The sequence below is a fragment of the Blautia sp. HA9023 genome (assembly GCF_056504095.1).
This window is the reverse complement of sequence record NZ_JBWLUR010000008.1, coordinates 99,168-124,647: the sequence shown is the minus strand read 5'-3', so window position 1 is coordinate 124,647 and position 25,480 is coordinate 99,168. Positions and strand designations below refer to the sequence as shown.

Here is a 25,480-nt window from a genome sequence, read left to right as displayed (position 1 = left end):
GTTTATTCTCTCTTTCCCAAAACTTCTTCCATCTGACTTAAGATGGATCTTATTTCATTTATTGCACTGATGCTGACATCTCGAAAATCAATCTTTTTCTCTTTTCCGCGAAGTTCCGATTCATAAGTTCTGGCTTTCTCTTCATCTTTGTCCTTATATCTGGCTTTTCCAATCCACCAGGCATTGGAATCCGCATGATCCGGATATTCCGTACTTCCCTGGATCAGAAAATCCTTCGGCGTTTCTGTCAATGCTGTTTTCAGTTTTTCTGCTTTATTCCGAAATTCTTCCGTTACCTGCGGGTAATGTTCTTTTATATAGAAGAGATTTTTGTGAATGCAGGTGGCACTTTTTTCCATCAGTTTCCGTTCTTCCGGATTCTTAAAATTATCATATTCCCCTGGTTTCACTTCCCAGCCACGGATAGACTTACTCAGTTCCATCAGCCAGTACACATGTCGAGAAACATCATCCGGGAACATGAAATAGGTAGAAAATTCATGATCGATCATCGGCGCAAGGCTGATAATCTCGCCCTCTTTATCACAGAGAAAAGCTACATTCTCATAATGATAATTCTGGTCTCCCTTCAGAACAGAGATCAGTACCTGCATGGCAAGCTGCTCTGCCAGATCTTCGTGTTTCTGGAAAAATTCCGATTCAAAGATGTCCCGGTAATCGTAAAACATCTGGCAATAGTTTACATAATTATCTATGTCGACTTTTTTATCCGGATATTTTCGGAAAAACTCCAGAAGATTCTGAAGGGACTCTCCCTCCTTATATGCCACAGGAACTGCGGTTCCATAATCAAGATATTTCTCATTTACTTCCTCATAACCTTCACAGGTCGCCAGCTCGTACTGAGGCGCAGGCATAAAATATTTATTGATGACCGTTGACCAGAATACCTCTGCATAAGCATATAGTGGTGTCGAAAATGGCTTGGATTTCGTCAGTGGTTTAAAGATCATGTTCCCTGGAAATATGGGGAAATGCTTTTCCCCGCTTACCACACCTACTGCTTCAGCTTTAAGGTTTCCAATGCGGTCTTTGTATTGATAATGTGTAACTTTATAACACATAGCAGTCATATCGTATTGCTTTCCCCTTCAATGTATAAGACGGTTCCCGACCGGCAAGACATTCACTTTTCAGCGGACGTTTGACAATGATCTTATCCGGATTCGCCTTGATCGCTGCATCAAAAAGATCCGTTTCCTCAGAACACGGTGGTTCCAGTTTCTGGATCAGCTGAAGTTTCTTATTGATCAGGCTGGATTTCTGTCTTGCCGGAAACATAGGGTCCAGATAGATCACGTCCACCGGATCAAGAAGTTTTGACATGCATTCCACACTGTTTCCTTCGATCACTTTCATACGACTGGCAATGTCTTTCAGATCTATATTTTTCTTCGCACGGCGAATCGCATCTTTCAGAAGAGCTGCGATCACCGGATTCTGCTCATACAAAGTAACTTCATACCCCTGAGCAGCCAGAAGAAAGGCATCTTCCCCCATTCCGGCTGTGGCATCAATGGCCTTCCTGCCCTCTTTATCAGACTTGGCAGCTTTCACCAGCATCTCATGCTGCAGCCGTCCATTGGTCACTCTGTGCAGCATAGACTCTACGAAATCCCCCTGATAGGTCAAACCAAATCCCGACAGAGATACCCCTTTAGAATCAAACCGGACAGTAAGATAATCCCCCGGCTTATCCTGAATCGGCGCATCCGTCCTCCTGGCAAAAGACTCTGCCTGATCCCTTTGTCCACCCTTTCCAAGGCAGACTACGATTTTATTGTTCATTTTTGTTGTTCTCACTTCCATGGTTGTTTGTGGTAATCCTGAAGATATAAGTATAACATAGTATTACCAAAACATCGTATCATTTTTTTGAGAATGTCACATCATTTCTTAATGTTCCTCCACGACAAACGCATGAATGGTTAGCAACTGCAAATTCTATTTTTTTCTACTTTTTAAGCTTCTAAAAGCTCTTCTAAATACTTAATTGGACGCAAACTTACTACGAACCTTTTCTTTCTCATTGACAACTTATGTCTTGATAGTTCTGCTGGTTTCAAAATACTCAGGCTCCATTTTCTTATAATGTTCAAATTTTGTGCCGCCATTTTATCGATTGTCGTATTTGCATCCTCCCGAAATGTTACATCCAAATGCCAATGCATACTTTCTATACTCCAATGACCTCGCACCGCTCGGCTGACTTCGTTGATATCCGTTTTTAAACTGCTTATAAAATATCGATATTCATACGTTATCTTTCCTGCTTTTTCTATTCGTTTCTTCTCCATTACAATGCTTCTCAGGCCTTTCCAATTCTTCTTTTGGCTCAGCCACCGGATATCTTCCGTCTGATAATACTCTCGGATCTCAATTTGCCCATGGGCTTTCTCACGGGTCTTCTTATATGCCCCCTTTTCGCGCATTTCTTTTTGAAACTCCTCATTCGAAAAGTATTCTTTTACATCTTCGTACATTGTGTATTGATTTTTCTTCAATGTCAGAACATAATCCGCTCGTTTCTGCCTGATTTTTCCTGCGATCGCTGTCTGCGTTCCCATTGCATCAATCGTAATGATCTGACCCTTTATCTGGATTTTTTCCAACAGCTCTGGAATCGCTGTTATTTCATTGCTTTTTTCTTTGACTGCTTTCTGTCCCAGACAAAATCCATCTTCCTTACTCCATGCAGAAACAATGTGACTTGCTTTTTCTTCTCCACGTTTATTCGAACACATCGTTTTTCCATCTATGCGGATGATCTTCTTCAACAGTTCTCCATCATTTTTATCCAGCCGCTCCTGCCATTTTCCATAGAGCTGCTGCAGAATTTCGGGCGATATCATCCCCATGACACGCCGGATCGTATCATGAGAGGGGATTCCGTTTTTTAGTTCAATATACTTTCGAAGATAATCCTGATAGCTTTCTGCAAACAATACCATCTCAACCCAGTCATCCGCATTCGCAAGAGTTGCAAACAACACAATGACAAGAATATCCTTCAACGTATGACGAACCTTTGTCTGCTGACGAGTATCTTCAATGTATTCCATCCACTCTAATAATTCCTGCATAAATAACACCCCTTTTTCTTTTATTTTACTAGAAAAGGGGGGTGTTCACAATTTATTTACTCATGCGTTTGTCGTGATGTTCCTCTTCCATCATTGCTTCAATCCATGCCTTTTTTGCATCCAATGCATTTGCTACCGCAATTTCAACAGTTTCACCGCAGGTAATGCACCCTGGCAAATCAGGATAAAAAGCCACAAATCCTCCCTCTTCCTTATCTTCTATAATTTCCATACGATAGGGCATTTCCATATAATCATTCAGCGTTTTCATTTTTATTCTCGGTCTCACTTTCGACTATTTGTCTTACCAGCTGGTAGATCGCTATTCCGTCTTTTCGGCCATTTCAACTCACAGCCTCTCAAGGAAGCTGACATAAAAAGAAAGTAAAAATCCTATATACAACGTTTTCTTTTTTCACTCTTGTAATATCTGATCTTTTCGTTTATAATAACCATTGGTTAGTATCGTTCTATATATTATCATAACCGTTGGTTAATATCAAGAGGTGAATTTTATGAATTTTTGTCCGGAAAGGCTGATCCAGCTTCGAACGTCCCTGAATATCAATAAAGCAGAAGCCGCACGCCAGCTGAATATTTCGGCTATGGCATACGGCCGTTACGAACGTGGAGAGCGTGAGCCCTCCTATCAATCTGCATGTTTTATCGCACAGACTTTTCATTGTAATGTAGATTTTTTATATGGAATATCTGACCAGATGGAAGCCGATCAGATCATCATCTCCCGTTCCGAATCACCGGAACTGTATGAACTGGTACAGACGATGCAGACAGACCAGGAACTGAGAAGCAGGATTTTTACTTATGTCAGGGAACTTTCATACAAAAAAACTGAGGAACTGTCCTGTAAATAGAACGGTTCCTCTGATATATTTTTCTTATATAGGGAAAATATCCATTATAAATATAGAAAATAACTCCCTTCTTCTGCCTGATTTATTCCCAGTCACTTCTCCGTTTTTTGTAGTCCTCATCAATCTGCCTTTTCCAGCTTTCATCAATACGCGCATCATTTCTGAATACAGAAATCGCTTCTCCGATCACCTGGTAATTCAGCATAGTTCCTCTGCTGTCACAATTATAATTTACCGCTCTGTCTTCACTGATGCCAAATCTTCCTGCCGTTTGTACCGCATCTATGTTTGCTCCCAGAAAAAGGAACTCCCAGCCATATCTGGATTTCTGACGCTCGATCATTCCTTTCACCTTTTTGGCACTGTAATAACGACTGGCATTTTCTTCCCCGTCTGTTATGATAACAAATAATGTACGCTCCGGCACATCCTCCATTCTGGCATATTTATGTACATTTCCAATATGATGGATTGCCCCTCCGACAGCATCCAGAAGTGCAGTACATCCTCCCACAAAATACTCTTTTTCTGTTAAGGGCCTGATCTTCTCTAAATCTACCCTGTCATGAAGAACTTCTGCCGTATTATCAAAAAGCACCGTAGAAACCAACACAGAACCTTTTTCTTTTTTCTGCTTTTCGATCATGGAATTAAATCCCCCAACCGTATCTCTCTCAAGTCCTGCCATAGAACCGCTTCTGTCAAGGATAAATACAATTTCTGTCGTCTCTTCCCTCTCGCAATCCCTGTCAATTTCTCTCTCAAACTGGTTAAGGACTTTTCTCATATTGCCTGGAATTCTCTTCCTGCATTCTTCCCGCAGCTCTTCCGATACACCATAAAAAGCTTCCGCAATACTGCCCGCAATAGCTGCCAGAGTATCTGTATCACCACCAATAGAAACTGCATTTCTCACAGTATCTTCGAAATCCCCTGCTTCCAGAAAAGCAATGATCGCTTCCGGTACTGTTTCCTGACAACTTTCCACATGATGATAAAATGGCCTGATCTCATCCAACGTTCTGTTCAGATTATAATGAAATTCTCCTGTTACATATTCCCGGATCTCTTCCTTTGACTTTCCATTTCGGGCAAGAAAAATACAGCTGGCCGTTGCCTCAGCACCTTTAATTCCTTCCGGATGATTATGTGTCACCTTTGCTGTTGCCCTTGCTACTGCCCGGGTCTGTTCCAGATCCGGATATAACCATCCTGCTGCCGACACACGCATCGCAGAACCATTTCCATAGCTTCCATAAGGTTCCGGATGATCCGCCATAAGCCACTGACGAAATCTTCCGCCATACCCTGCTCTTGGATATCGTCTTCCCCATTTACGCATCTGATCCTGAACAGCATTTTCAATTTTTTCTTCATCCGCATCTATTCCGGTTTCCATCAAAGCTTCTGCCACCGCGATTGTCATTACAGAATCATCTGTAAAACGACATCCCCATGAAAACAGTTCAAAATCTTTTGTCTTATCGCCTCTGTCAAATTCAAATGGACTTCCAATAATATCTCCTAAAATCGCACCGTACATATATGCCTCCTGTCCCCGGAACCAATCCGGTAATCTTGTTTTTTTATTGTGATTTTATAATACACAGGTTTTATACCAGTATGGTCGCTGAACCGGCGACATTTTTATAAGATAGGAATAAAATATCCATTTGCACTCCACTTTGCTGCATTCAGACTCCCAGTATTTCATTTGTGTATTTAAACAAAACCGTATTCAACTGCATGATATCATACTGTCTGTCTATAAGCGCTTTCTGCACGATCAGATCCACCTTACTGCTCGGGCTGAATGCCCAGTCTGCTCTCGCCAGAAGATCTTTTGCCTGTTCCAGATTTAATTTCAGCGCAATACACAATGCCATAACTGTTTTTTTCTTCGGATGATAATGGCTGTCACACTGGATTTTTGAAAAATGCTTCCTGTCAAGATTGGCCGCTTTCCACACATCCTTATTATCCATTCCCGATCTTTCTATCAGCTCGAACAGTTTTTCATGAAAACTCGGTCCGATCTGATTCAACTGCTCCTCCAGGGACATCGCTCCCCATCCCAATGCTTCATTGGAAAAAGATGCCTCATAAAAATTTTCTTCTGGAAATCGATCCGCAGGATAACCGTTTCGATTCTCATACTCTGATCTTCTGTCCCGGCGAAATGGTTGAGAATATTCTGCCGCATAATTTTGATTCACATAATTTTCATCAATGTAAGAATCTACAACATCTACAATCTGACTGGAAAGCTGAAATGATTCTTTGTCAAATACCGCAAGAATGATATTCATCTCATGCTCAGCAAGAAATTTACTGAATGTAGAAACTGCGATCTCAAGAGCCATATCTTTCGGAAATCCATACACACCCGTTGCGATCAGCGGAAACGCGATACTTTCACAATTCAGCTCTGCTGCTTTTTTCAGAGATTTCCAGTAACAACTTTCCAGTATTTCAAATTCATGAGATTTTCCCCCCTTCCATACAGGCCCAACGGTATGGATGATATACTTTGCGGAAAGATTATACGCATCCGTTACCGCAATCTCTCCCCGACGGATTTTTCCGATCTTCCACCTTGCCCGAAGTAACTGTGATTTTCCTGCCGCCTTATAAATCGCATAATCCGTGCCACTGCCGTAAACTGGATTGGGATTCGCCGTATTTACAATGATATCCGCTGTAATTTTTGTGATGTCATTCTGTATGATCTTAAATGGCATAGCATACCTTCTTTCTGTTATTCACGTTTATGAATATAATATTTCCTGGACTAATTATCTCTTTTCTTATCATACCATAAACCGATATTTCAGCGATATCTATTTTTCTTCCGTAGTGTGCTCCTGCCACAAGAGCTTTTTTATGCCACTGGAATATTACGAAATAATTTTCCATAACAAAAAAGCTGAACCAGATTTTACATCTGATCCAGCCATAATAATTCTATATATTTCACGATCTCAAAATCCGGTCCTTACGCAGACTCACACAGGAACAACTGTACTTCCCAACCAGAACCAGGTACATCACGCCAACCACCAGGATTGCCATGATACCTGTTTTGAAAAACAGATGGGATAACATTGTAACGATCAGCAACAGCCCGATGGCTTTGCTCATAAAAATATAAGTCTTGTAAGAACTCTGATAGATAACTTCCTTCTCCGCCTCATCGCAGCTCTCCAGCCACTGCTGATGGAATTTTCTGGAGGAAATATCTCCTCTTTTTTCCGGATGCACTGTCTGAAGCAGCTTGATATATCTGGCCTGCATGATTCCATTATAAAAGAAACAAGCTACAAACAGCCCACAGGCAATGAGAATATTAATCGCATTTTTATTACTGGATTCGATATATCCTATCTGGTATCCATTTGCAAGAAGAAAAATGCAGAGTACCTGTGAAACAGCATTGACACACTGCAGAATGGCTCCATATTTTTCCTCCTGATAGCTGACAAGATCTGCTTCCTCATCTTCCGCTGTAGCTATTCTGTCACAAACCGTTTTCAGTTTCCACAGGCAAAATTCTCCAGCCAGAATGGAAACAATATTTACTATCAGCAAACCCGGAACCAATATACTCTGAACCATCTTAGTCCACGTTGTCAGAAATGCTTCCAGATCTCCATGAAAATAATACATAAAAACACCGAAAAAGCCTCCAAGCACACCTCCAAACACCATTGCCAGAAGCATTTTTATACTGAATTTCTTAACACTTTTTGTCTTATTCTCCTGTTTCATCTTCATCCTCCTCATACATGAAAATGTCCTCTACACTTACCTGAAAGATCCGGGCGATCTTAAGCGCCAGTGTTACAGACGGTGAATAATCGCCTCTCTCGATCAAGCTGATCGTCTGCCTGGACACCCCCGCCAACTTCCCCAGCTCAGTCTGATTAATCCCCTGGCTGGAACGGTATTCTTTTAGACGATTTAACAGTGGCAATTCAGCCCCTCCTTTTGCTGTTTGTTTTGACAAGTTTTCTTGTCATTTCATGGTTTTATCTTAGCATTGACAACTTTACTTGTCAATATGTTTTTGACAAATATTGTTGTCATTTTTTCAAGGATAGTTTTATGCATTTAACTCACAACTTCGCGAAGGGAATGACAAATGTATTCGTAGATCATATTATACCTGTTGCATTTCAACCCACAGCCTCATGAAGAGGCTGACAGCGAATTCATTTACTTTGTCGGACATGGTGGTATATTCTATTATTTTTTCTTTGTCAATACGTCTTATTAATTTTACAATAAATAATAGCACAAATTAATCTTATCCAATATAAAAAAGGCGATGAAACTAATCTCATCGTCTTTTGGCATAAAACAATATATAATAGCACTTTTCAACTCACAGACTTTCATCTGACACTAAATAAAGGCTGCAGGAACTACTCGTTCCTGCAGCCTTTACGATCAATTGTTTATAACAAAAATAATTTCTGGTAAATACCACCCCCGCCAGGGCCAGTGCACAGCCGAGACCGGAATAGAAAAAAGCAACGAAGATATCAGGGAATATTCCCGCTGCCCTGAAACCAATTCCTCCGCTCATCATACATGTCATGATCAGATATGCTTTCAGATCAAAAAATGCCAGAACGGACGGTGGCTCTCATATCCCAGGATCCTTTTTGTATGCTTTTTGCTCATCTTATAAAACATCATGCCAAACATAAAAAGTACAACGACCGAAAACAGATACAGATACCACTTCCGATCGATCACCCGGTATGATAATATCCCAAGTCTGGCAACATTAAATCCGGCAATCAGCCATACAATACCCGCGATCAGCAAAAGAGTCCTTTTCTTTACATGAAATCTCTTTTTCATCATCTCACCTCATATATTTATCCGCATTTTCGCAGATCTTATGAAATACCTCTTTACAAATACGCTTCTCTTCCACTGTCAGGCCGTCCAAAGCGATTTTTGCAAATTCCTTCTGTGCTTTTATTCCATCTTCAATGATCCGATATGCCTTATTTAATAAAACGATCTCGATATGCTTCTTATTATCCGCACTCTGGATCCTTTCGATCAGACCTCTGCTCTCCAGATTTTTCAGAGAAGAGGACACGTGGGATTTCGTCGACTTACGGACTTTAACGATCTCAGCCGCAGTATTATGCTGTGGATTGTTGTGTAAAAACATAAGGATATCATATTCCATATGCGTCAGCTGATATTTCTCACATACACTCCCTGTGACTTTTTCATAACAGCTTGTTATCGTTTTATGCTGATCCCAGAAAAACATAGCCTTCCTCCATATCTTTTTCGTTCTATTTAGAACGATTGTATAGTATTGTTCTCTATTTGTCAACTATAAAATATCTTCTTTCACCATTTATATATCTGCCACAAATAAAAGCTGCCGCTTTGCGATCTATCAACCGCTAAAGCGACAGCTTTCTTCTCAGCCGTATATTTATTTTGAATTTCTCTTTCCTTTTCTGACTTTGATCCTGCGGATCATCCTTCGGATCAGAAATACCACAAGCACAATGATCACAATAAAGATCAGACAAATACCTGCGATCATTGCCGAAAACTTATTCGGCTGCTTCACCAGATCAATGATATTTCTGCTGTCCTCCACAACCTTACGTCCATGTGTCGTCTCATAATACTCCGGCACATTGGCAATTCCGTCGCCGTCTGTATCCTCAAAGGACTGCATATATCTTGCGATCGCATCCCAGGCCTTTAATTCCCTGTCATCCTCCATGATCGCCTGATCTTCCAGATTTTCAATGGGATTCCCATCCCTGTCCTTCGGTTCAAGAGACAACAGTCCATAGGACATTTTCATCACAGAACCAAGCATCTGGCCGGTATACAGATCTGTCACAACATGATACAGCTTATCATCCTGGATTTCGATCCGTTCTCCGTCTGCCCTGGTGAGATAACAATCTGTCACCTTATTCAGGATCATCCGATGTGGATTGTATGCAAAATTCAATCCACTGCAATATAACCTTGCCGTTGTCATAAAATCTGATACAGAAGCGTCCACCTCCGCTGCCAGCTTCAGCTCTTTTCCGGTCAGGTATGCACTGATCAGCGGATATCCGGCAACACCGTCCTTTCCGATCCCCAGTGAAAAGGAATTAAAAACATCCTCTACTGTGATATCGCCCTTTGTGTATGTGTCCCGCACGGTTCCGCTTGGAACAACGGCTACATCAACCGGATCACCATCATAATACTCGGAATTTTCCACTGCATATATGTATGCATCGGACATGATATCACCAAGATTCAACTCTTCATGCTTCGTGCCCATTTCTTCCAGACTGTTGAATTCAACATCATTTTCAGCAAGAACCTCTTCCCTTGTATAGCCGAAATCGGCAAGATAATTCTTATCCACCGTATCCATCAGGGCATCGATCTGTTCCTGTGTCGCCTGGTCCGGTTTTACATCCTCAGAAACAGGGATCAGCTCATAGGATGTCAGCTCCCACCGTCCGTCCTGTTTCTGTGTCATGGAAAGTGATCCCAGATTTCTTCCGTATTCGCCGCAGGATACGATATATGTGTTTCCATGCTGAATTGCCTCTTTCAGCTCTGTGTGCGTATGTCCGCTGATGATCAAGTCGATATCCGGCACCTCTTTTGCAAGGATCTCATCCTCCGATTTGTTCTCATCCTCCCAGGTTCCTCCATGGGACACACAAGCGATCATATCCACTTTTTCATTTTTTCGGATCTCTTCTACCGTCTGTTTTACGGCCTCAACCGGATCCTTGAACTTTAATTCACAAGTCGGTGCACATTCCAGGGCATCCTTACCGAACACACCGACTACTGCAGCCTTTACATCTCCTTTTTGAACTACTACATAATCCTTCACACCGTAGGCTTCAAATGCCGACCGGATCTGCTTCTGACCATCGCTTAATCCATCCTGCTCCATGCTGTCCCAGTCCACGTTGCACACTACCAGTGCCGGCACTGTCTCACCGGAAGCCTTCGCAGCCTCCAGCATATTTGCCAGTCCCTTTGAACGATAATCATATTCATGATTCCCCAGAGTCGTCACATCATACCCCAGATATCCCAGCATCCGAAGCTCTGCCGCCTCCGTTTCGTATACGGTCTGAATCAGGGTTCCCATGGAAAAATCGCCGCCATCCAGCACCAGGGTGTCCGGATCTTCCTGCTTCTTTTCATCGATCAGGGTTTTGATCCTTGCAAATCCGCCAACATCTTTTTGCTCTCCATCTACGATGGTTGAAAAGCTGTTCAAATGCGAATGTGTATCATGGCTGAACAAAACATCGATCTGTTTTGCCTCGGCTGCTTCCACCGGGACATTCCATGCAAGAGGAAGCAGCAATGCAGCAATAAGCATGATCGCCAGCAGCCTTGCTGAAATTTTCTTTCGTGTTTTCATAACACTCTCCTTTTGTATATAGTTTTCTTATGCCTTTTCACAAAACCATCAATAATGTTCCCACACCGATCAAAATACATCCCATCATCGATTTTGCTGTGAATTTCTCATGCAAAAAAACAAATGCCAGTACCAGTGTGATCACAACACTCAGCTTGTCTATCGGCACAACCTTCGATGCATCGCCTATCTGCAGAGCACGATAATAGCATAACCACGAAGCACCCGTTGCCAGACCTGAAAGGGTCAGAAACAGCCAGCTTTTTTTGCTGATCGCTGCGATCCCGCCCTGGGTATTTGTGAGGAAAACCATTCCCCACGCCATAACCAGCACCACCATCGTTCGAATCGCTGTTGCAAGATTCGAATTAACACCGGCAATACCTATCTTGGCCAGTATGGAGGTCAGCGCCGCAAATACAGCAGACAGCAAGGCAAACACAAACCACATAGTAACTCCCCCTTAAATATAAGATTTTCTTAACTATCCCAATACAAGTCCATCATATCATTTCCCCTCTGATATGTCACTATTTACAATTTCCTCCGCCGTATATTCCTCTATTTCTGTCTTTGTCACCTGTTTGATATGCTTTTTCTTCAGGCGCAGATATACGAATTCCCGAAAGATAGTATAGAATACGGAAAGCAACGGAATGAAAACAAGCATACCTACAATTCCCATAAGGTTTCCGCCGATCGTAACTGCTGCAAGAACCCAGATCGACGGAAGTCCTACGGATTCACCCACAACATGAGGATAGATCAGATTTCCCTCGATCTGCTGCAGCACCAGAAATACTATAATAAATAAAATTGCCTGTTTCGGATTTACCATAAAGATCAAAAAGCTTCCCACCGCACACCCGATGAAGGCCCCGAAAATCGGAATCAATGCGGTAAACGCAATCAAAACTCCGATCAAAAGTGCATATGGCATCCTCAAAATACTCAGTATCACAACAAACATACAGCCGAGGATCACAGCTTCCAGACACTGGCCTGCAAGAAAATTTGCAAATGTCCGATAAGTCAGAGAACAGACTTTAAGAAAAGCATCTGCCTTTTTCTTTGGGAGAAAAGCAAAAAATACTTTTCGGATCTGCACATGCAGCTTCTCCTTCTGAAAAAGGACATAGCAGGCAAATGAAAAAGCAATAAAAAAGGTTGCCAATCCACTGACTATGGAACCCACTGCTGACATTGTGGTATTCATCATATTTCCTGCACCGTTTCCAAGAAGGCTTATCCCCCACTTGATCGCCTGATCCGGATTAAACTGTACCTGATCTACCAGCTTCATGATTTCCTGGTTATTATGGGAGAATTCCCGGATCCAGCTTTGCATCTGCGGAATAAAATCAGCGATACTCATCATCAGAGTTCCCATTGTCCGCGTAAGCTGTGGGATCACACCAAACATCACCATTACGATCACGCCAACCGCAAATACAATCGTAAGGAAAAGACTTATCGGTCTTGCCAGTTTTACACCTATCTTATTTTCTTTTTTTACCCTTCCAAAAATTTTCTTTTCCAAAAAGCTCATTGGCACGTTGGTCACAAATGCGATCGCTCCGCCAAGTACAAAAGGAAATGCGATCCCCCATATTGCTTTCAGCACATCGAGCACCACATCAAACTTCCACAGAGCGACCACAAAAAATGCTGTAAACACAATAAGCTCCCGAATTTTTTTTACAGATATTTTACTTATATCCACTATCATTCTCCTCTTTTTCCTAATTTCATGCGTATCCATTTAAGCAACTGAATGATCGGAAGACTTGCAAACGCATACAGATATACACAGCCAAGTTGCATCAGATCCAGCGTCTCTACTTTAAACAGAAGATGAAATCCCGGAACCGTCAGTACAACGGTAATGAGTACTGCCCCAAGTACAAATGCTCCCTGAAGCCATTTATTATTAAAGAAACGTTTTGTAAAGATAACCGGATGATCCGATTTGCAGTTGAATCCATGGAACAGACGTGCCAGACAAAGTGTTCCGAAGGCATAAGTACTGCCAAGCAGTGCACCATTCTGATGATATCCTGTCAAAAATCCGATCATCGTCATCATACCGATCACCAGTCCTTCCAGACCGATTTTACCAAGAAAATCCTTTGTCAGTATTGACTCGTCTGCTGATCTTGGTTTCTCATTCATCACCTCACTGCTGTGCGGCTCCACGCCTAACGCGATCGCCGGAAGACTGTCTGTCAAAAGATTGATAAACAGCAGATGTACCGGTGCAAAAGGAACCGGAAGTCCTGCAAGGGATGCACAAAGAACTGCCAGGATCGCACCAAAGTTTCCTGACAGAAGAAACTGGATCGCATACTTGATATTCTGATATAAATTTCGTCCGTTTTCCACTGCTTTTACAATTGTTGCAAAATTATCATCTGTAAGCACCATTGCTGCGGCATCCTTTGCGACCTCGGTTCCGGTCACTCCCATTGCAACACCAATGTCTGCCTGCTTCAATGCCGGAGCATCATTCACACCGTCTCCGGTCATTGCCACGATCATCCCCTTCTCCTGCCATGCACGGACAATACGGATCTTGTGCTCCGGTGACACTCTTGCATACACAGAAATATTCGGGACAAACTCCTTCAGCTGCTCATCACTCATATTTTCAATATCAGCACCTTCGCAGGCCTCTGACAGATCATGTAGGATCCCGATCCTTTTTGCGATTGCCGCTGCTGTGATCTTATGATCTCCCGTGATCATGACCGGCCGAATCCCCGCTTTTATGCATTCTGCAACTGCAGCCTTTGATTCTTCCCTCGGCGGATCCATCATAGCGATCAGGCCAAGAAATACCAGATGGTTCTCATCTTCTATCGTCAATACATGCTTCTCCGGAATTTCACGATAGGTAAATGCCAGTACCCGTAACCCTTCCATTGAAAATTCCTGATTCTGGCGCCGGATCTTTTCTTTATCTGCTTCTGTGATTTCCCGAACTCCGTCCTTTGTCCAGATCCTGTCTGTCAGCTCCAGAAGCCGGTCAACCGCACCTTTTACGATCATCCGGTTTTCATCATCAATTCTGTGAAGTGTTGACATCATCTTACGGTCACTGTCAAAGGGAAGCTCTCCTTCCCTTGGATAAAGCTTTCTTACACCAGCAGCCTCGATTCCGTACCGGCTGCCCAGATTGATCAATGCCGTTTCCGTCGGATCTCCGATCTCCACTCCATTTTCATTTGTTGAATCATTACATAAAATGCTGTAGTCCAAAAGACATCTCTGCGCCGGATCTGCTACATCAATTGCATCTGCTGTGATTCTTTTTCCATCAATATAATAATCTTCTACTGTCATTTTGTTCTGTGTGAGTGTTCCGGTCTTATCCGAACAGATAACAGAAACGCTTCCAAGACCTTCCACAGCCTGGAGCTTACGAATGATCGCGTGCTCCTTTGCCATCTTCTGTGTTCCGAAAGAAAGGACGATCGTCACGATGGAGCTTAAAGCTTCCGGAATCGCTGCGACTGCAAGTGCTACTGCAAACATAAATGCACTGCTGATCTTCTCACCGCGGAATACACTGATCGCAAACAGAATTCCGCAAAATATCAGGATCAGAATGGAAAGCTTCTTTCCAAAATCATCCAGATTCGCCTGAAGTGGCGTCTGTTTTTCCGAAGTCGATTTCAGAAGTCCCGCAATCTTTCCAACCTCTGTTTGCATTCCTACATTCGTTACAACCGCTCTGCCACGCCCATATGTGACAAAGCTTCCGGAAAACAGCATATTTGTCCGATCACCAAGCGGTGCTTCCTCCAAAATAATGTCCATATTCTTTTCAACCGCAAGACTTTCTCCGGTAAGGGCACTTTCATCGACCTTAAGGCTTGCATTTTCAATCAATCTTCCATCGGCCGGGATCATATCACCTGCTTCAAGAAGGATCACATCTCCTACAACCAGTTCTCTTGCCGGGAGCTGTACCGCCACACCATCACGTAATACCTTTGCCTCCGGTCCGGAAAGCTTCTTTAAGCTCTGCAGGGACTGCTCAGCCTTTACTGTCTGCACAGTTCCCAAAATCGCATTGATCGTAATAACGATCACGATAACTGCTGCACTTTCCACATCTCCAAGCATACCGGATATCACTGCCGATGCGATCAGGATCAGCACCAGAAAATCCTTATACTGTTCAAAGAAGATCTGCAAAATACTTTTTTTCTTTCCTTCTGCAAGCTCATTCCATCCGCACTTCTCTCTGGACCGTCTGACCTGTTCATCGGTAAGCCCTGATTCCCTGCTTTCCACACGCTCGAGAACTTCTTCTGCTGTCTGCTGATAAATTTCTTTCATTCCCTTTGCCTCCTTTTTTGCAAATATTCACCAACTGTAATTTTTTTATGCAATAAAGGATTTTTTTGATAAAAGGATATAAAAAAAGAAACCCTTATTGCACAACAAAAAATGCAATAAAAGTCTCACCATTTCCCTGCAGCGCCGGATGTTTCCACCGTACTGACGACACTGCAAACGCAGATTTCCAAACGTAGGTTACTCCCCTTTATCAGTTTTAATAGTATAACAGGATCGGTACCTCTGTCAAGATACTTTATAAATCACACCTTGCAAATATGATACTCCGGTAACAGAAAAACTCCCATTTTTTGAATGGAAGTTTTTCTGTTACCCTGAAAGTATTATAGGCCTGCAGCCGTTTTATTACCTTTTAAGATTTATTACTCTGATCAGCCACAATATTTCCCTGTACAACTCTTCCCTGATCTTTTCCTTTTCTCAGCCCTCGAACTACCTGCACATTTCCAAGAATCAGATAATCCATTTCTCTCTTAGTGACTTTCGCAAAATTTTTCTTTGAAACAAAATAGAAGGTAACTCCCATCAACACCCACACGATCAGTGCTGCAAAGGACTGTGGAGCCATGAATGCTGGAGAACCGGGCACGATCAGAAGCAGTAATATTACAACAGAGATCACGCAGCCGCCCATTGCTACTGCCGGATGGATTTTATTTGTATCTGTATCATCGCCATATTTTTTCAGAAGAATATAAGCACCTGCACAGGTAAAGAAATATCCGAACGCAGTACCTACGGAACACATATCTACAACCCAGCCGATCACTTCTCTGCCGAAAAATGGGCAGATACAGCAGATGATCATGGTAAACCCAACACATATGGACGGAGTTTTATGCTCCGGATGAACCTTTTCAAAAGCTGACGGAAGCATTTTTGCTCTTGCCATACCAAATAAAAGACGGCTGGATGTCATAAAGAATCCGTTCATACCGGTAAAAATACCCATGCACACTGCCAGTGCCACAAAGCACACACCAACTTTTCCCATTGCAAGATCAAGAACTGCACCTGTATGCCATTTTACAAGAGTTCCATTCCCATCTGTCATAGTCAGAACCTGCTGCCAGGGAACAACACAATCTGTCACCAGTGCCATTGCACCATAGATCAAAGCACCTACGATCAATGCTGAAATGATCAGCATTTTGCACTTCTGTGGTGGAAAATCATATTCTTCTGCCGCCTGTGGAATACAGTCAAATCCTACATAAAGGAACGGAGCCAATGCCAGGATAGATACAAAACCGCTTCCAAGAGACTTGCCTTCGGCTCCGTATGCCGGCTGCAGATTTGAAGCATCAAAATGTCCTGTTGCGATCACACCAATGACTGATACAACAACCGCTGCACACATGATAAGGACCATCGCAAGCTGAAGATTTCCTACAGATTTCGCACCTTTGTAATTCATGATCCCGAAAAGTATGATAAAGAACAGGGATAATCCGACTTCACCCATATATACATCATATCCTGCAATTGTATACAGGTAACCTCTGTTAAAGACTCCAGGAAAAATATAGGATGCCAATACCGGAAGTGCCGTTGCATTCAAAGCTACAATAGACAGATATCCAAGCGACAGCATCCATCCGCATATGTACGAAGCAGTTCTTCCAAAGCCTTTATATGCATAGGCAAATTCACCACCCGCTACCGGGAATTTTGCGATCATATAAGAATAGCTGTAGCCTACCACGATCATTAAAAGACCGCCTGCCAGAAATCCCAGAAACAGCGGGAGCGGTCCACCTGCACGTTCTGTCCAGAGACCACCCTGTATAAAACATCCCCATCCAATGATGGAACCGACTGCAACTGCCCAGATCGAACCAGGTCCCATGGATTTTTTTAATTTTGTTCTTTTATTTCTTTCACCCATATATATCCTCCTGCTTCATCAATCATATCATTCATCATCATCTTCTCTGGTTTCTTCACTGATCGTATATGCCTCACTGATATCGGAAACAAAAATTTTTCCATCACCATAATGTCCATACTGCCCACTCTTTGCACTGTTAATGATAATATCTACAACCTCATCTTTTTCTTTGTCCCCAACAGTAATATACAGCATGTTTTTTGCCATTTCCTGATAAAGGACATCCCCTACCTGAATTCCTTTTTCCTTACCTCTTCCTGAAATTGCCCATTTTGAAAAAGCAAAATATCCTTCCTGCTCCAGTGCTTTGATGACGTCCATCACTTTCTCAGGTCTTACAATTGCTGTGATCAGTTTCATAATCCTTCATCTCCCATCCATAAATACAAAAAGAGCCCAGATACCAAAGTATCCGGACTCCATCGTCTCTCTATATTATCATTATTTTTTTCAATATTCAATCAAAATCTTTCACTTTCCGGCCAGATATCGATACATCTCATCCAGCATCTCGTCTGTGATCTCTACCGGATTGTTATAAAGGTTCGGGTGTCTGCTGATGCGAACCAGCTCTGCAATCTGATCATCATCAAGCTCCAGATCCTTCAGATCACACCGCAATCCCATTTTTTTCTTTAATTCAAGAACTGCATCCGCCATCTCTTCTGCATCTTTGAATCCAATCCTTCTGGCAAATTCCTCTACACGTTCACCACCTTCGCCTTTTGCATTGATTCTTATAAAATAATCCAGGGTCAGGCCACACGCCTCGCCATGCGGGATGTGATAAATATTGGTCAATGGAAATGAACACGCATGGGACGAAGTGGTTTTCGGTAAAGTAAACGCCAATCCTGCGATCAAAGATGCTTCGCACATTTTCTCCCTTGCTTCCTCATCATCGGGCTTCCTGTATGCTCTGTAAACATATTTAAATACCAGTTCTGCTGCATGCATCGCAAGTACATCACAGATCGGCTGATGACCTTTGCTCCAATAGCCTTCGATCGCATGGGAAAGAACATCAATTCCTGTTCCTGCCGTAACCTGCGGTGGCATTGTATAAGTAAGTTCCGGATCAATGATAGCTGCTGCCGGATAAAATCCCTCTGATACGATCGGCGCTTTTTTTCCATTTGCATGATCCGAAAGAACTGATACACAGGTCACTTCACTTCCTGTTCCTGCAGTCGTAGGAACTGCGATCAGTGGAAGATGTTTCTCCGGCATTGCTACTCCGGTTCCATGATACTTACGGATGGAATCCGAAGTCAGAGCTACACTGGCAGCTGCTTTGGCACAATCCATGGGACTGCCTCCACCCAGTGCTACCACAAATCCGATATTTTTCTGCCGGATCACTTCTGCACAGGCATCTACCTCTGCAACGTCCGGGTTTGGAGAAACATCTCCAAAAGAAGCAACGATCATTCCTTCTGACTCTTTTATGACCTTTTCGGCAAGACCGCTTTTAAAGAAAAACGGTCCTGCCACCAGAAGGCCTCTTTCGCAGCCAAGCTCTCTGGCTATTTCTTTGATTTCTTTTACTCTACCTTTGCCGAAATGAATTTTTACCGGCTGTAGATAATCCCAGTTCATAGGCTACCTCCTGCTTTATCAGTCACAAAATTTTTCATCGACCATTGTAAGCACTTCATCAAGGATCGGGAGATACTCTTCCAGCTCCTCTTTCGTGATGATCAGTGGCGGACAGATTTCAATAAAGTTCTCACGTCCGAAGGTTGCAAAGCCACGTTTCTTTAATTCTGCAAATATCCACGGCATTACCGGTCCGGGTACGCCGTATTCCTGCATCGGTTCTCTGGTTTCTTTATTCTTGACTACTTCAAGTGCACCGAACAAACCGATACATCTTGCTTCACCAATACATTTATGCTTCTTTACCATCTCATCCATAAACGGAGCAACGATCTCGTGCATCTCAGCTACATGGCCCTCGATGTCGTGTTCTTTATAATATTTCATTGCTGCTACACCAGCCGCACATGCAAGTGTATGTCCACTGTAAGTAAGTCCGCACTGAAGAACATTTTCCTCAAAATACTCCGCAACCTTTTTACTTACAATACATCCGCCCAGCTGTACATAACCACAGGTAACACCTTTTGCAAATGTAATGATATCCGGTTTCATGTCGAAATTCATAAATGCAAACATTTTTCCTGTACGGTAAAATCCTGCCATAACCTCATCACAGATCAGAAGGATTCCATATTTGTCACAAAGTGCACGAACACCTTCCATATATCCGTCTGGAGGAAGAATGACACCGTTTGCACCTACTATAGACTCCATCAGGATCGCTGCCACATTTCCGGGGCCTTCATATCTGAGCTGCAGATCCAGCGCATCCAGATATTTCTTCGTTACCTCTGCATCATCAACTCCTTTTGTATATCCGTCACGATACATCTGAGGGTTCATAAAGTGTACGAATCCATTTGCACCACCGATCTCTGCTGCATATCTTCTCCAGTCACCGGAAGCATTGGATGCTCCAAGTGTAGCTCCATGATAGCTTCTGTAGCAGGAAAAGATCTTGGTTCTTCCGGTTACCATACGTGCCATTTTTATAGCATTCTCATTGGATTCTGCTCCACCATTTGTGAAAAAAACTCTCTTGTATGTATCTGCTCCTGCTGCTTCTACAAGCATTTTTGCCAGCATGCTCTTAGGCTCGGATGCATATGCCGGTGCCATGAAGCACATCTTATCAGCCTGTTCCTTGATCGCTTCAACGATCTCCGGAAGCTCATGTCCGAGGTTGGAACACACCAGAAGTGAAGCCATATCTGCATATTTTTTTCCATCATAATCGTAAAAATAAATTCCCTCAGCTCTTTCTACCGGTAAAGTATCTGCTCCTGATCTTGCCCATGACTGCATCACATAATCTTTGTGCATCTGTGCTACTTCTTTTCCTGTTAAACTCATAATAACTTCCTCCTCTTTATCTGTAATTCAGTTTTAAATATTGTTCATTTTTGCGGTAAACAAACTTATTATTTGTTGTAGAATAAGAAAAGCGCCCGGCCCACATTCATTTGTGAACCAGACGCCTTTGTCTTATCTGAGTCATATATTACTCTCGACACTGGCTGTCTGCAATAGACATCTATACAATTATTTTTGTGCTGCAGCACAATCGTTATTATTCTGCTGCCGCATTTTCCTTTTACATTTCATTCATCTGATATAACAGGAAACCCAGCCTCAGCTGAAAACGCACATCAAAATCAGAAAGATTTTTTCCAAGTATCTCAGCGGCCTTTCCAAGCTTATAATTAATTGTATTTCGATGTACGATCAATTCCTGTGACGCACTTTTGACACTGCAGTCGTTAGCCAGGTAGCACTGAAGTACTCTGACCAGATCTGAGTGGTTCATCTCATCATATTCATACAATGGAGCTACTGTATCTGCCAGATATTCTTTTATTGCTTCCTTATCTGTAAGTGTGAGCAGTACCCTGTAAATCCCAAGATCTTTGTAAAAAATAATCTTTCCGCCATCTGTGCTTTGCTCGCCCGGAACCTGACAGACACATAATAGATCAGACATTTTTTCCGCAAACTGATAGCTCTTATAAATCTGCCTGATCCCGGAAATCTGCTTACTTACACTTACAAAAATCTGTTCCTTCTGACATACCATCCTGCATAGTATCTGAAAAATCCTCTCTGTAGTTTTTCTGCATGCTTCATCAGAATAATCACACAAAACCAGAAGAATCTGCTTATCCTGGGCACAACACAAAATCCCATTATAATTACAGCGGATATGACTGCTCAGTTTAGATAAAATCTGCTCTAGCCTTGTTCCTGTTACACGATCATTGTCTTCCAGAACACACACATTCACAACCGTATATGCACTGTCTGTAAAATACCCTTTTCTCATCAGTGCCGAAACATACAATTCTTCCTGGGACGGACATAAAAAGGCATTGTTCAGTGCCGTCGCAACCTCAATTGCGTTCTGCTGCTCTTTTGTTATTGCAAAACATATGATCCGCATGATTTCAGCCATTCGAACCTTCCACGGTACTTCAAATACCGGGAATCCCTTTTCATTTGCAAAATCAATAACATCCTGTCCGATCTCACTGATATAAGGCCCTGTATTAATCACGATCCCACTGGCTTTGTTTCGCCATACTTCCTTTACCAGACGAAGAAGAGTCAGATTTTCATTCAGTCCCAACCCTGTTGTAAAGGTAAGTTCCTGTCCCTGCAGAAATGCAGAAATCGTGTCGCTGTCTACCATATGCGTCCATGACACTTCATGATCCAGTCCTGTCTCACCTGCTACCAACTTCATCTCCAGATGCTGTACCTGTTTTATGATCTCACGCAATGTTACTGCCATATTTATACACCTTTCTCCACCGCAGCTTCCTGTGATCAACTGCATCAAACGATCAAAGATACTCCAGATATCAGAAGCAGTATATAAGTCAGATTCAGAAATACCTTCTGAGATACTTTACATACCAGCTTTTTACCTAACCATGTAGCTATAAGTAATGGCAGGATACTGATACAGATCAGTCGAATATCTGCCGTTCCAACCAGGCCGCTCCTGAACTGGGTAACCATCAGAAAAAAATTCAGCACCACCCATACAGGGGCCACTGTCGCACGAAATTCTTCTTTTTCTTTCAGTACCTGTGTTGCATAGATCACAAGTAACGCCCCTCCTGATACAAACATACCATGAATTATCCCTGCCAGGATCAGAACTATCCACAAAATGAGATCCGGAAGTTTTTTCTCTGTATGGATGCACAGATTCTTTAATGCAACTACGACGATTATGATTCCATATATTGTCAGAAGAATATTTTCAGATTTCACGATCCGGCAGATCTGTATCCCTGCAAACATTCCAACCAACATGACCGCAGACATCTTAAGCAATTCTTTCCAGTTTATATGTCGATATCCAGTCACTGCGATCATCAGTCCGGACAGCCAGGCCATAACATTCAGGACCACCTTTGCATGATCCAGCCCAAGCAAATAAACGGAGGGCGGCATCGCCAATACCGTACCGGCAAACCCTGTGATAGCCTGAATAACATTAGAAACAAACAATACAAACAAAAATAACAATTCTTTCATAAAGCATTCTTCCTTTTCTGTATTATCTGTTTACCGCACACTCTTTATCACTGCTGATAAAATAAAAAGACGCTTTGCAATAATGACTGCAAAACGTCTTTGTTTTCTACATTCTCGATTTTAACACGCTAAAAGGCAAAAGTCAACAGTTGCCTTTCTCCATTACCTTGACACATTCTTTTGTATTATTATTTTTTGCTATTTTTCTTAATGACAGCTATGGCTTCCACATCCATGGTCGCCACATGTATGTCCTTCCCCGTGGCTGTGCTCATGATGAGAACACTTCACATCCGGATTATAATCGAGTGTTTCATTGATAAACGCTTCTACTGCTTCATCCGCATCTCCGGAAACTCCTCCGAAAAGCTTAATGCCGGCTGCCGCTAACGCTGTCTGTGCGCCGCCTCCGATTCCGCCACAGATCAAAACATCTGCATTCAATGCTTTAAGAACTCCTGCCAATGCGCCATGTCCGCTTCCATTCGTATCTACTACTTCTGAATGTACTACTTTTCCTTCCTCTACATCGTAAATCTTAAATGTCTCTGTGTGTCCAAAGTGCTGAAAAATCTGTCCATTTTCATACGTTACTGCTATTCTCATGATACCTTCTCCTTTTTCCGCTGCATATTTTTGATGAAGCTCCTGCTTGTAACATCCTCCAAGCCCACAGTTACTGCTCTGACCATCACAGATTTTGAAATCTCCACCTTCAATTTTAAGCGGATATCCATCAATGAGTGCATCTGCTATTTTCTTCCTGGCAATCTCATAAATTCGTTGAACGGTTGTTCTTGCGACTTGCATAGATGCTGCGCACTGCTCCTGACTATAACCTTTCTTGTCCAAAAGACGGATGGTTTCATACTCATCTACCGTCAGAATAATAGGTGTTTTTTTCTCAGTATCATCTGCCGGAAAGAATTCTAAAACATTGGGGAAATGGCAAACTTTTCTGCATTTTACTGGTCTCGGCATAAACTGCTCCTTTCTTGCTTTTCTTATATAATAGTTCTATAAAAGGCATATGTCAATAATATTTTTGACATATGCCCATATAGCTCAACTAATAGTATTATATACAGCATAAACTTCTCCTCACGACACATATATTTCGATGTTTTTCCGCAAATCAACTATTGATAATGGAATAGAAAAAACAGTCTGTCATAACAGAAATTAATCCCATCAAAACAGACGGTTCTTTTTCCTTTACAAATATTACATTAATGAGGTTCCTGCCTCATGCTCATAGAATCTCTTTATTATCACCTGCACCGGTTTCTCACATATTTCATAACTGTCGTCCTTCCATGCCTCGGACGCAGAAGGCAGCTTTGGTGCCCATTCCCATAAAGCAAAGCCACGAAGCCATGGTCGTTTCTTACAGGCCTCAAACATTGCACGATACCATTCACACTGTTCTTCCAGGCGAAGTTCTCCCTGCAATTCCCAGTTATTCGGAATCATCCCGGAGCCTTTTCGTGACATACATCCCGCTTCGGCAAAGAAAAATGGTTTCCTATATTTTAAGACGGTTTTTTCGATACGATCCAGTTCCTGCTCCCATTGATCAATCGGATAATATCCGCTGGAAGAGATCACGTCGACACAGTCCCACCAGGATACATGATCTTCCTGATATTTGTCCGGGTTATAAGATACCAGTCCATGATATTCCATTATTTTTTCATCTTCTCTGCTCATCCAGCGTGCCCACGCTGCAAGGCCTGCAACATGCTTCACTTCCCCTGTTGCCACAAGCGTCTGGAATTCTTTTACTGAAACCTCATGAAGCTTCAATACTTCTGCCGGACCCAATGATTCTTCTCCAGATTTTCCACATCAGATCGCAAAAAGATGGATCTTCATATCCGGTCTCTTCTTTTTATAATTCGACTCCATTTGTCTCTATCACGTGTTTATACCAGAATGCTGAATCTTTCATTTTTCATGTTACTTTATTGTTATTGTGTTTCAAAACCGCATCATTTTGATACGGTTTTGTATCTTATTAATGTGGTTACAAAGCTGCTGTACCCAAATTGTACCCAGAATAGCATATAAGCCGAAGCTCGTTTTCACGTTGCTAAACAATACCCCAGCTTTTATACGCTTCCTCTGAGTAACACCCCAAAGCGCCTCCCTTAGGATACTTTGAATTAACAACAGAAAACTGATTAATCGCGTCAAATATCGGTTCTTTTTTTAACGGTATATGTATACAATGTGCCCTTTCATTTTTTATTCGTTCCGCCAAAGATTTTGTCCACATGCTATTCAATTCTGAAGGTGCGCCAATCTTAGAATACCCTGGATATGCTATTATGATTGGCAACTCATAATAATCAACGGCCTTTTCAATTTCCCAATTAAGAATTCCTCTGTCATAATTTGTCTTATCCGATATAATCAGAAGAAAATTCTTACTCGCTGATAATCTAGTTTCTAATCTGTTAAAAAGCGTTGCTTTTGATGAGCTATCACGTACCTGATAAGTTTTTTCATGTGAATTAGTAAACCTAAAATCTATACTTCCAGATTTATTCCATGCCTTCAGCAAGTTAAAATAATGAATATCGCTTTCTGTAGGATCTGTCGATCCCTGCCCGTCAAAGGCAACATATGTACCTGTTCTGTTCACGTGTGGTTCCTC

At 42.2% G+C, this 25,480-nt stretch carries 23 protein-coding genes and 2 pseudogenes; 1 reads left to right on the top strand and 24 read right to left on the bottom strand.

Annotation, left to right across the window (positions count from 1 at the left end):
• Positions 1-2: 2 nt before the first annotated feature.
• The 4 genes and pseudogenes from AC04Q6_RS10545 to AC04Q6_RS10530 all read right to left on the bottom strand — a co-directional run.
• The gene (locus tag AC04Q6_RS10545; protein WP_243004406.1) at positions 3-1,094 is read right to left on the bottom strand and encodes a hypothetical protein; all 1,092 of its coding nucleotides are present in this window, start codon (positions 1,092-1,094) and stop codon (positions 3-5) included.
• Positions 1,075-1,809 (bottom strand): class I SAM-dependent methyltransferase, encoded by a 735-nt coding sequence (locus tag AC04Q6_RS10540; protein ID WP_118071369.1) that lies wholly within the window; start codon positions 1,807-1,809, stop codon positions 1,075-1,077. Before AC04Q6_RS10540 ends, AC04Q6_RS10545 begins: the two co-directional genes overlap by 20 nt.
• A 173-nt stretch (positions 1,810-1,982) precedes the next feature.
• The gene (locus tag AC04Q6_RS10535) at positions 1,983-3,104 is read right to left on the bottom strand and encodes an ISAs1 family transposase (protein ID WP_476389682.1); all 1,122 of its coding nucleotides are present in this window, start codon (positions 3,102-3,104) and stop codon (positions 1,983-1,985) included.
• 82 nt (positions 3,105-3,186) lie between these two features.
• Positions 3,187-3,375: pseudogene (locus AC04Q6_RS10530) on the bottom strand (type II toxin-antitoxin system HicB family antitoxin); the annotation flags it as partial.
• A 244-nt stretch (positions 3,376-3,619) separates the two neighbouring features.
• Here AC04Q6_RS10530 and AC04Q6_RS10525 point away from each other — a divergent pair.
• A complete protein-coding gene (locus tag AC04Q6_RS10525) occupies positions 3,620-3,979 on the top strand; it encodes a helix-turn-helix domain-containing protein (RefSeq protein WP_021977433.1) in 360 nt (119 codons plus the stop codon).
• A gap of 82 nt (positions 3,980-4,061) precedes the next feature.
• On the opposite strand, the gene AC04Q6_RS10520 is transcribed toward AC04Q6_RS10525, so the two are convergent.
• The 20 genes and pseudogenes from AC04Q6_RS10520 to AC04Q6_RS10425 form a co-directional block, all read right to left on the bottom strand.
• The gene (locus AC04Q6_RS10520; RefSeq protein ID WP_174095600.1) at positions 4,062-4,766 is read right to left on the bottom strand and encodes a vWA domain-containing protein; all 705 of its coding nucleotides are present in this window, start codon (positions 4,764-4,766) and stop codon (positions 4,062-4,064) included.
• A gap of 54 nt (positions 4,767-4,820) precedes the next feature.
• Positions 4,821-5,522 (bottom strand): annotated as a pseudogene (locus AC04Q6_RS10515) (ADP-ribosylglycohydrolase family protein); the annotation flags it as partial.
• Positions 5,523-5,673: 151 nt separating this feature from the next.
• Positions 5,674-6,720, bottom strand: coding sequence for a macro domain-containing protein (locus AC04Q6_RS10510; protein ID WP_021977431.1), 1,047 nt, complete (start codon positions 6,718-6,720; stop codon positions 5,674-5,676).
• A 232-nt stretch (positions 6,721-6,952) separates the two neighbouring features.
• Positions 6,953-7,747: a DUF3169 family protein gene (locus tag AC04Q6_RS10505; protein WP_178087539.1), complete on the bottom strand. Its 795-nt coding sequence runs from the start codon at positions 7,745-7,747 to the stop codon at positions 6,953-6,955.
• The gene (locus AC04Q6_RS10500; RefSeq protein ID WP_021977429.1) at positions 7,731-7,952 is read right to left on the bottom strand and encodes a helix-turn-helix transcriptional regulator; all 222 of its coding nucleotides are present in this window, start codon (positions 7,950-7,952) and stop codon (positions 7,731-7,733) included. The genes AC04Q6_RS10505 and AC04Q6_RS10500 overlap by 17 nt, the downstream gene beginning before the upstream one ends.
• A gap of 641 nt (positions 7,953-8,593) precedes the next feature.
• Complete coding sequence (locus tag AC04Q6_RS10495; RefSeq protein ID WP_330597701.1) at positions 8,594-8,851, bottom strand: hypothetical protein; 258 nt, start codon at positions 8,849-8,851, stop codon at positions 8,594-8,596.
• Between the two features lies 1 nt (position 8,852).
• Entirely contained in the window at positions 8,853-9,275 is a 423-nt protein-coding gene (locus AC04Q6_RS10490) for a MarR family winged helix-turn-helix transcriptional regulator (protein ID WP_118071909.1), read from the bottom strand.
• Between the two features lie 171 nt (positions 9,276-9,446).
• A complete protein-coding gene (locus AC04Q6_RS10485; RefSeq protein WP_476389681.1) occupies positions 9,447-11,420 on the bottom strand; it encodes a 5'-nucleotidase C-terminal domain-containing protein in 1,974 nt (657 codons plus the stop codon).
• 37 nt (positions 11,421-11,457) lie between these two features.
• A complete protein-coding gene (locus tag AC04Q6_RS10480) occupies positions 11,458-11,871 on the bottom strand; it encodes an EamA family transporter (protein WP_195273740.1) in 414 nt (137 codons plus the stop codon).
• A gap of 57 nt (positions 11,872-11,928) precedes the next feature.
• Positions 11,929-13,143: an AI-2E family transporter gene (locus AC04Q6_RS10475; protein ID WP_291543780.1), complete on the bottom strand. Its 1,215-nt coding sequence runs from the start codon at positions 13,141-13,143 to the stop codon at positions 11,929-11,931.
• A 2-nt stretch (positions 13,144-13,145) separates the two neighbouring features.
• Complete coding sequence (locus tag AC04Q6_RS10470; RefSeq protein ID WP_476389680.1) at positions 13,146-15,764, bottom strand: HAD-IC family P-type ATPase; 2,619 nt, start codon at positions 15,762-15,764, stop codon at positions 13,146-13,148.
• 373 nt (positions 15,765-16,137) lie between these two features.
• Entirely contained in the window at positions 16,138-17,673 is a 1,536-nt protein-coding gene (locus AC04Q6_RS10465) for an APC family permease (RefSeq protein WP_129975894.1), read from the bottom strand.
• 27 nt (positions 17,674-17,700) lie between these two features.
• A complete protein-coding gene (locus AC04Q6_RS10460; protein WP_015525489.1) occupies positions 17,701-18,036 on the bottom strand; it encodes a P-II family nitrogen regulator in 336 nt (111 codons plus the stop codon).
• A gap of 111 nt (positions 18,037-18,147) precedes the next feature.
• The gene (locus AC04Q6_RS10455; RefSeq protein ID WP_118071903.1) at positions 18,148-19,275 is read right to left on the bottom strand and encodes an iron-containing alcohol dehydrogenase family protein; all 1,128 of its coding nucleotides are present in this window, start codon (positions 19,273-19,275) and stop codon (positions 18,148-18,150) included.
• 18 nt (positions 19,276-19,293) lie between these two features.
• Positions 19,294-20,631: an aminotransferase class III-fold pyridoxal phosphate-dependent enzyme gene (locus tag AC04Q6_RS10450; protein ID WP_015525486.1), complete on the bottom strand. Its 1,338-nt coding sequence runs from the start codon at positions 20,629-20,631 to the stop codon at positions 19,294-19,296.
• A gap of 241 nt (positions 20,632-20,872) precedes the next feature.
• Positions 20,873-22,066 (bottom strand): PucR family transcriptional regulator, encoded by a 1,194-nt coding sequence (locus AC04Q6_RS10445; RefSeq protein WP_178087538.1) that lies wholly within the window; start codon positions 22,064-22,066, stop codon positions 20,873-20,875.
• A gap of 44 nt (positions 22,067-22,110) precedes the next feature.
• Positions 22,111-22,821 carry a sulfite exporter TauE/SafE family protein gene (locus tag AC04Q6_RS10440; RefSeq protein WP_118071902.1) on the bottom strand — a complete coding sequence of 237 codons (711 nt, stop codon included), beginning with the start codon at positions 22,819-22,821 and terminating at the stop codon, positions 22,111-22,113.
• 207 nt (positions 22,822-23,028) lie between these two features.
• Entirely contained in the window at positions 23,029-23,802 is a 774-nt protein-coding gene (locus AC04Q6_RS10435) for a NifB/NifX family molybdenum-iron cluster-binding protein (protein ID WP_118071901.1), read from the bottom strand.
• A gap of 243 nt (positions 23,803-24,045) precedes the next feature.
• Positions 24,046-24,645, bottom strand: a complete 600-nt coding sequence (locus AC04Q6_RS10430; RefSeq protein WP_242997108.1) for a glycoside hydrolase family 113 — start codon at positions 24,643-24,645, stop codon at positions 24,046-24,048.
• A 268-nt stretch (positions 24,646-24,913) separates the two neighbouring features.
• A complete protein-coding gene (locus AC04Q6_RS10425; RefSeq protein ID WP_118071900.1) occupies positions 24,914-25,468 on the bottom strand; it encodes a TIR domain-containing protein in 555 nt (184 codons plus the stop codon).
• Positions 25,469-25,480: the final 12 nt, after the last annotated feature.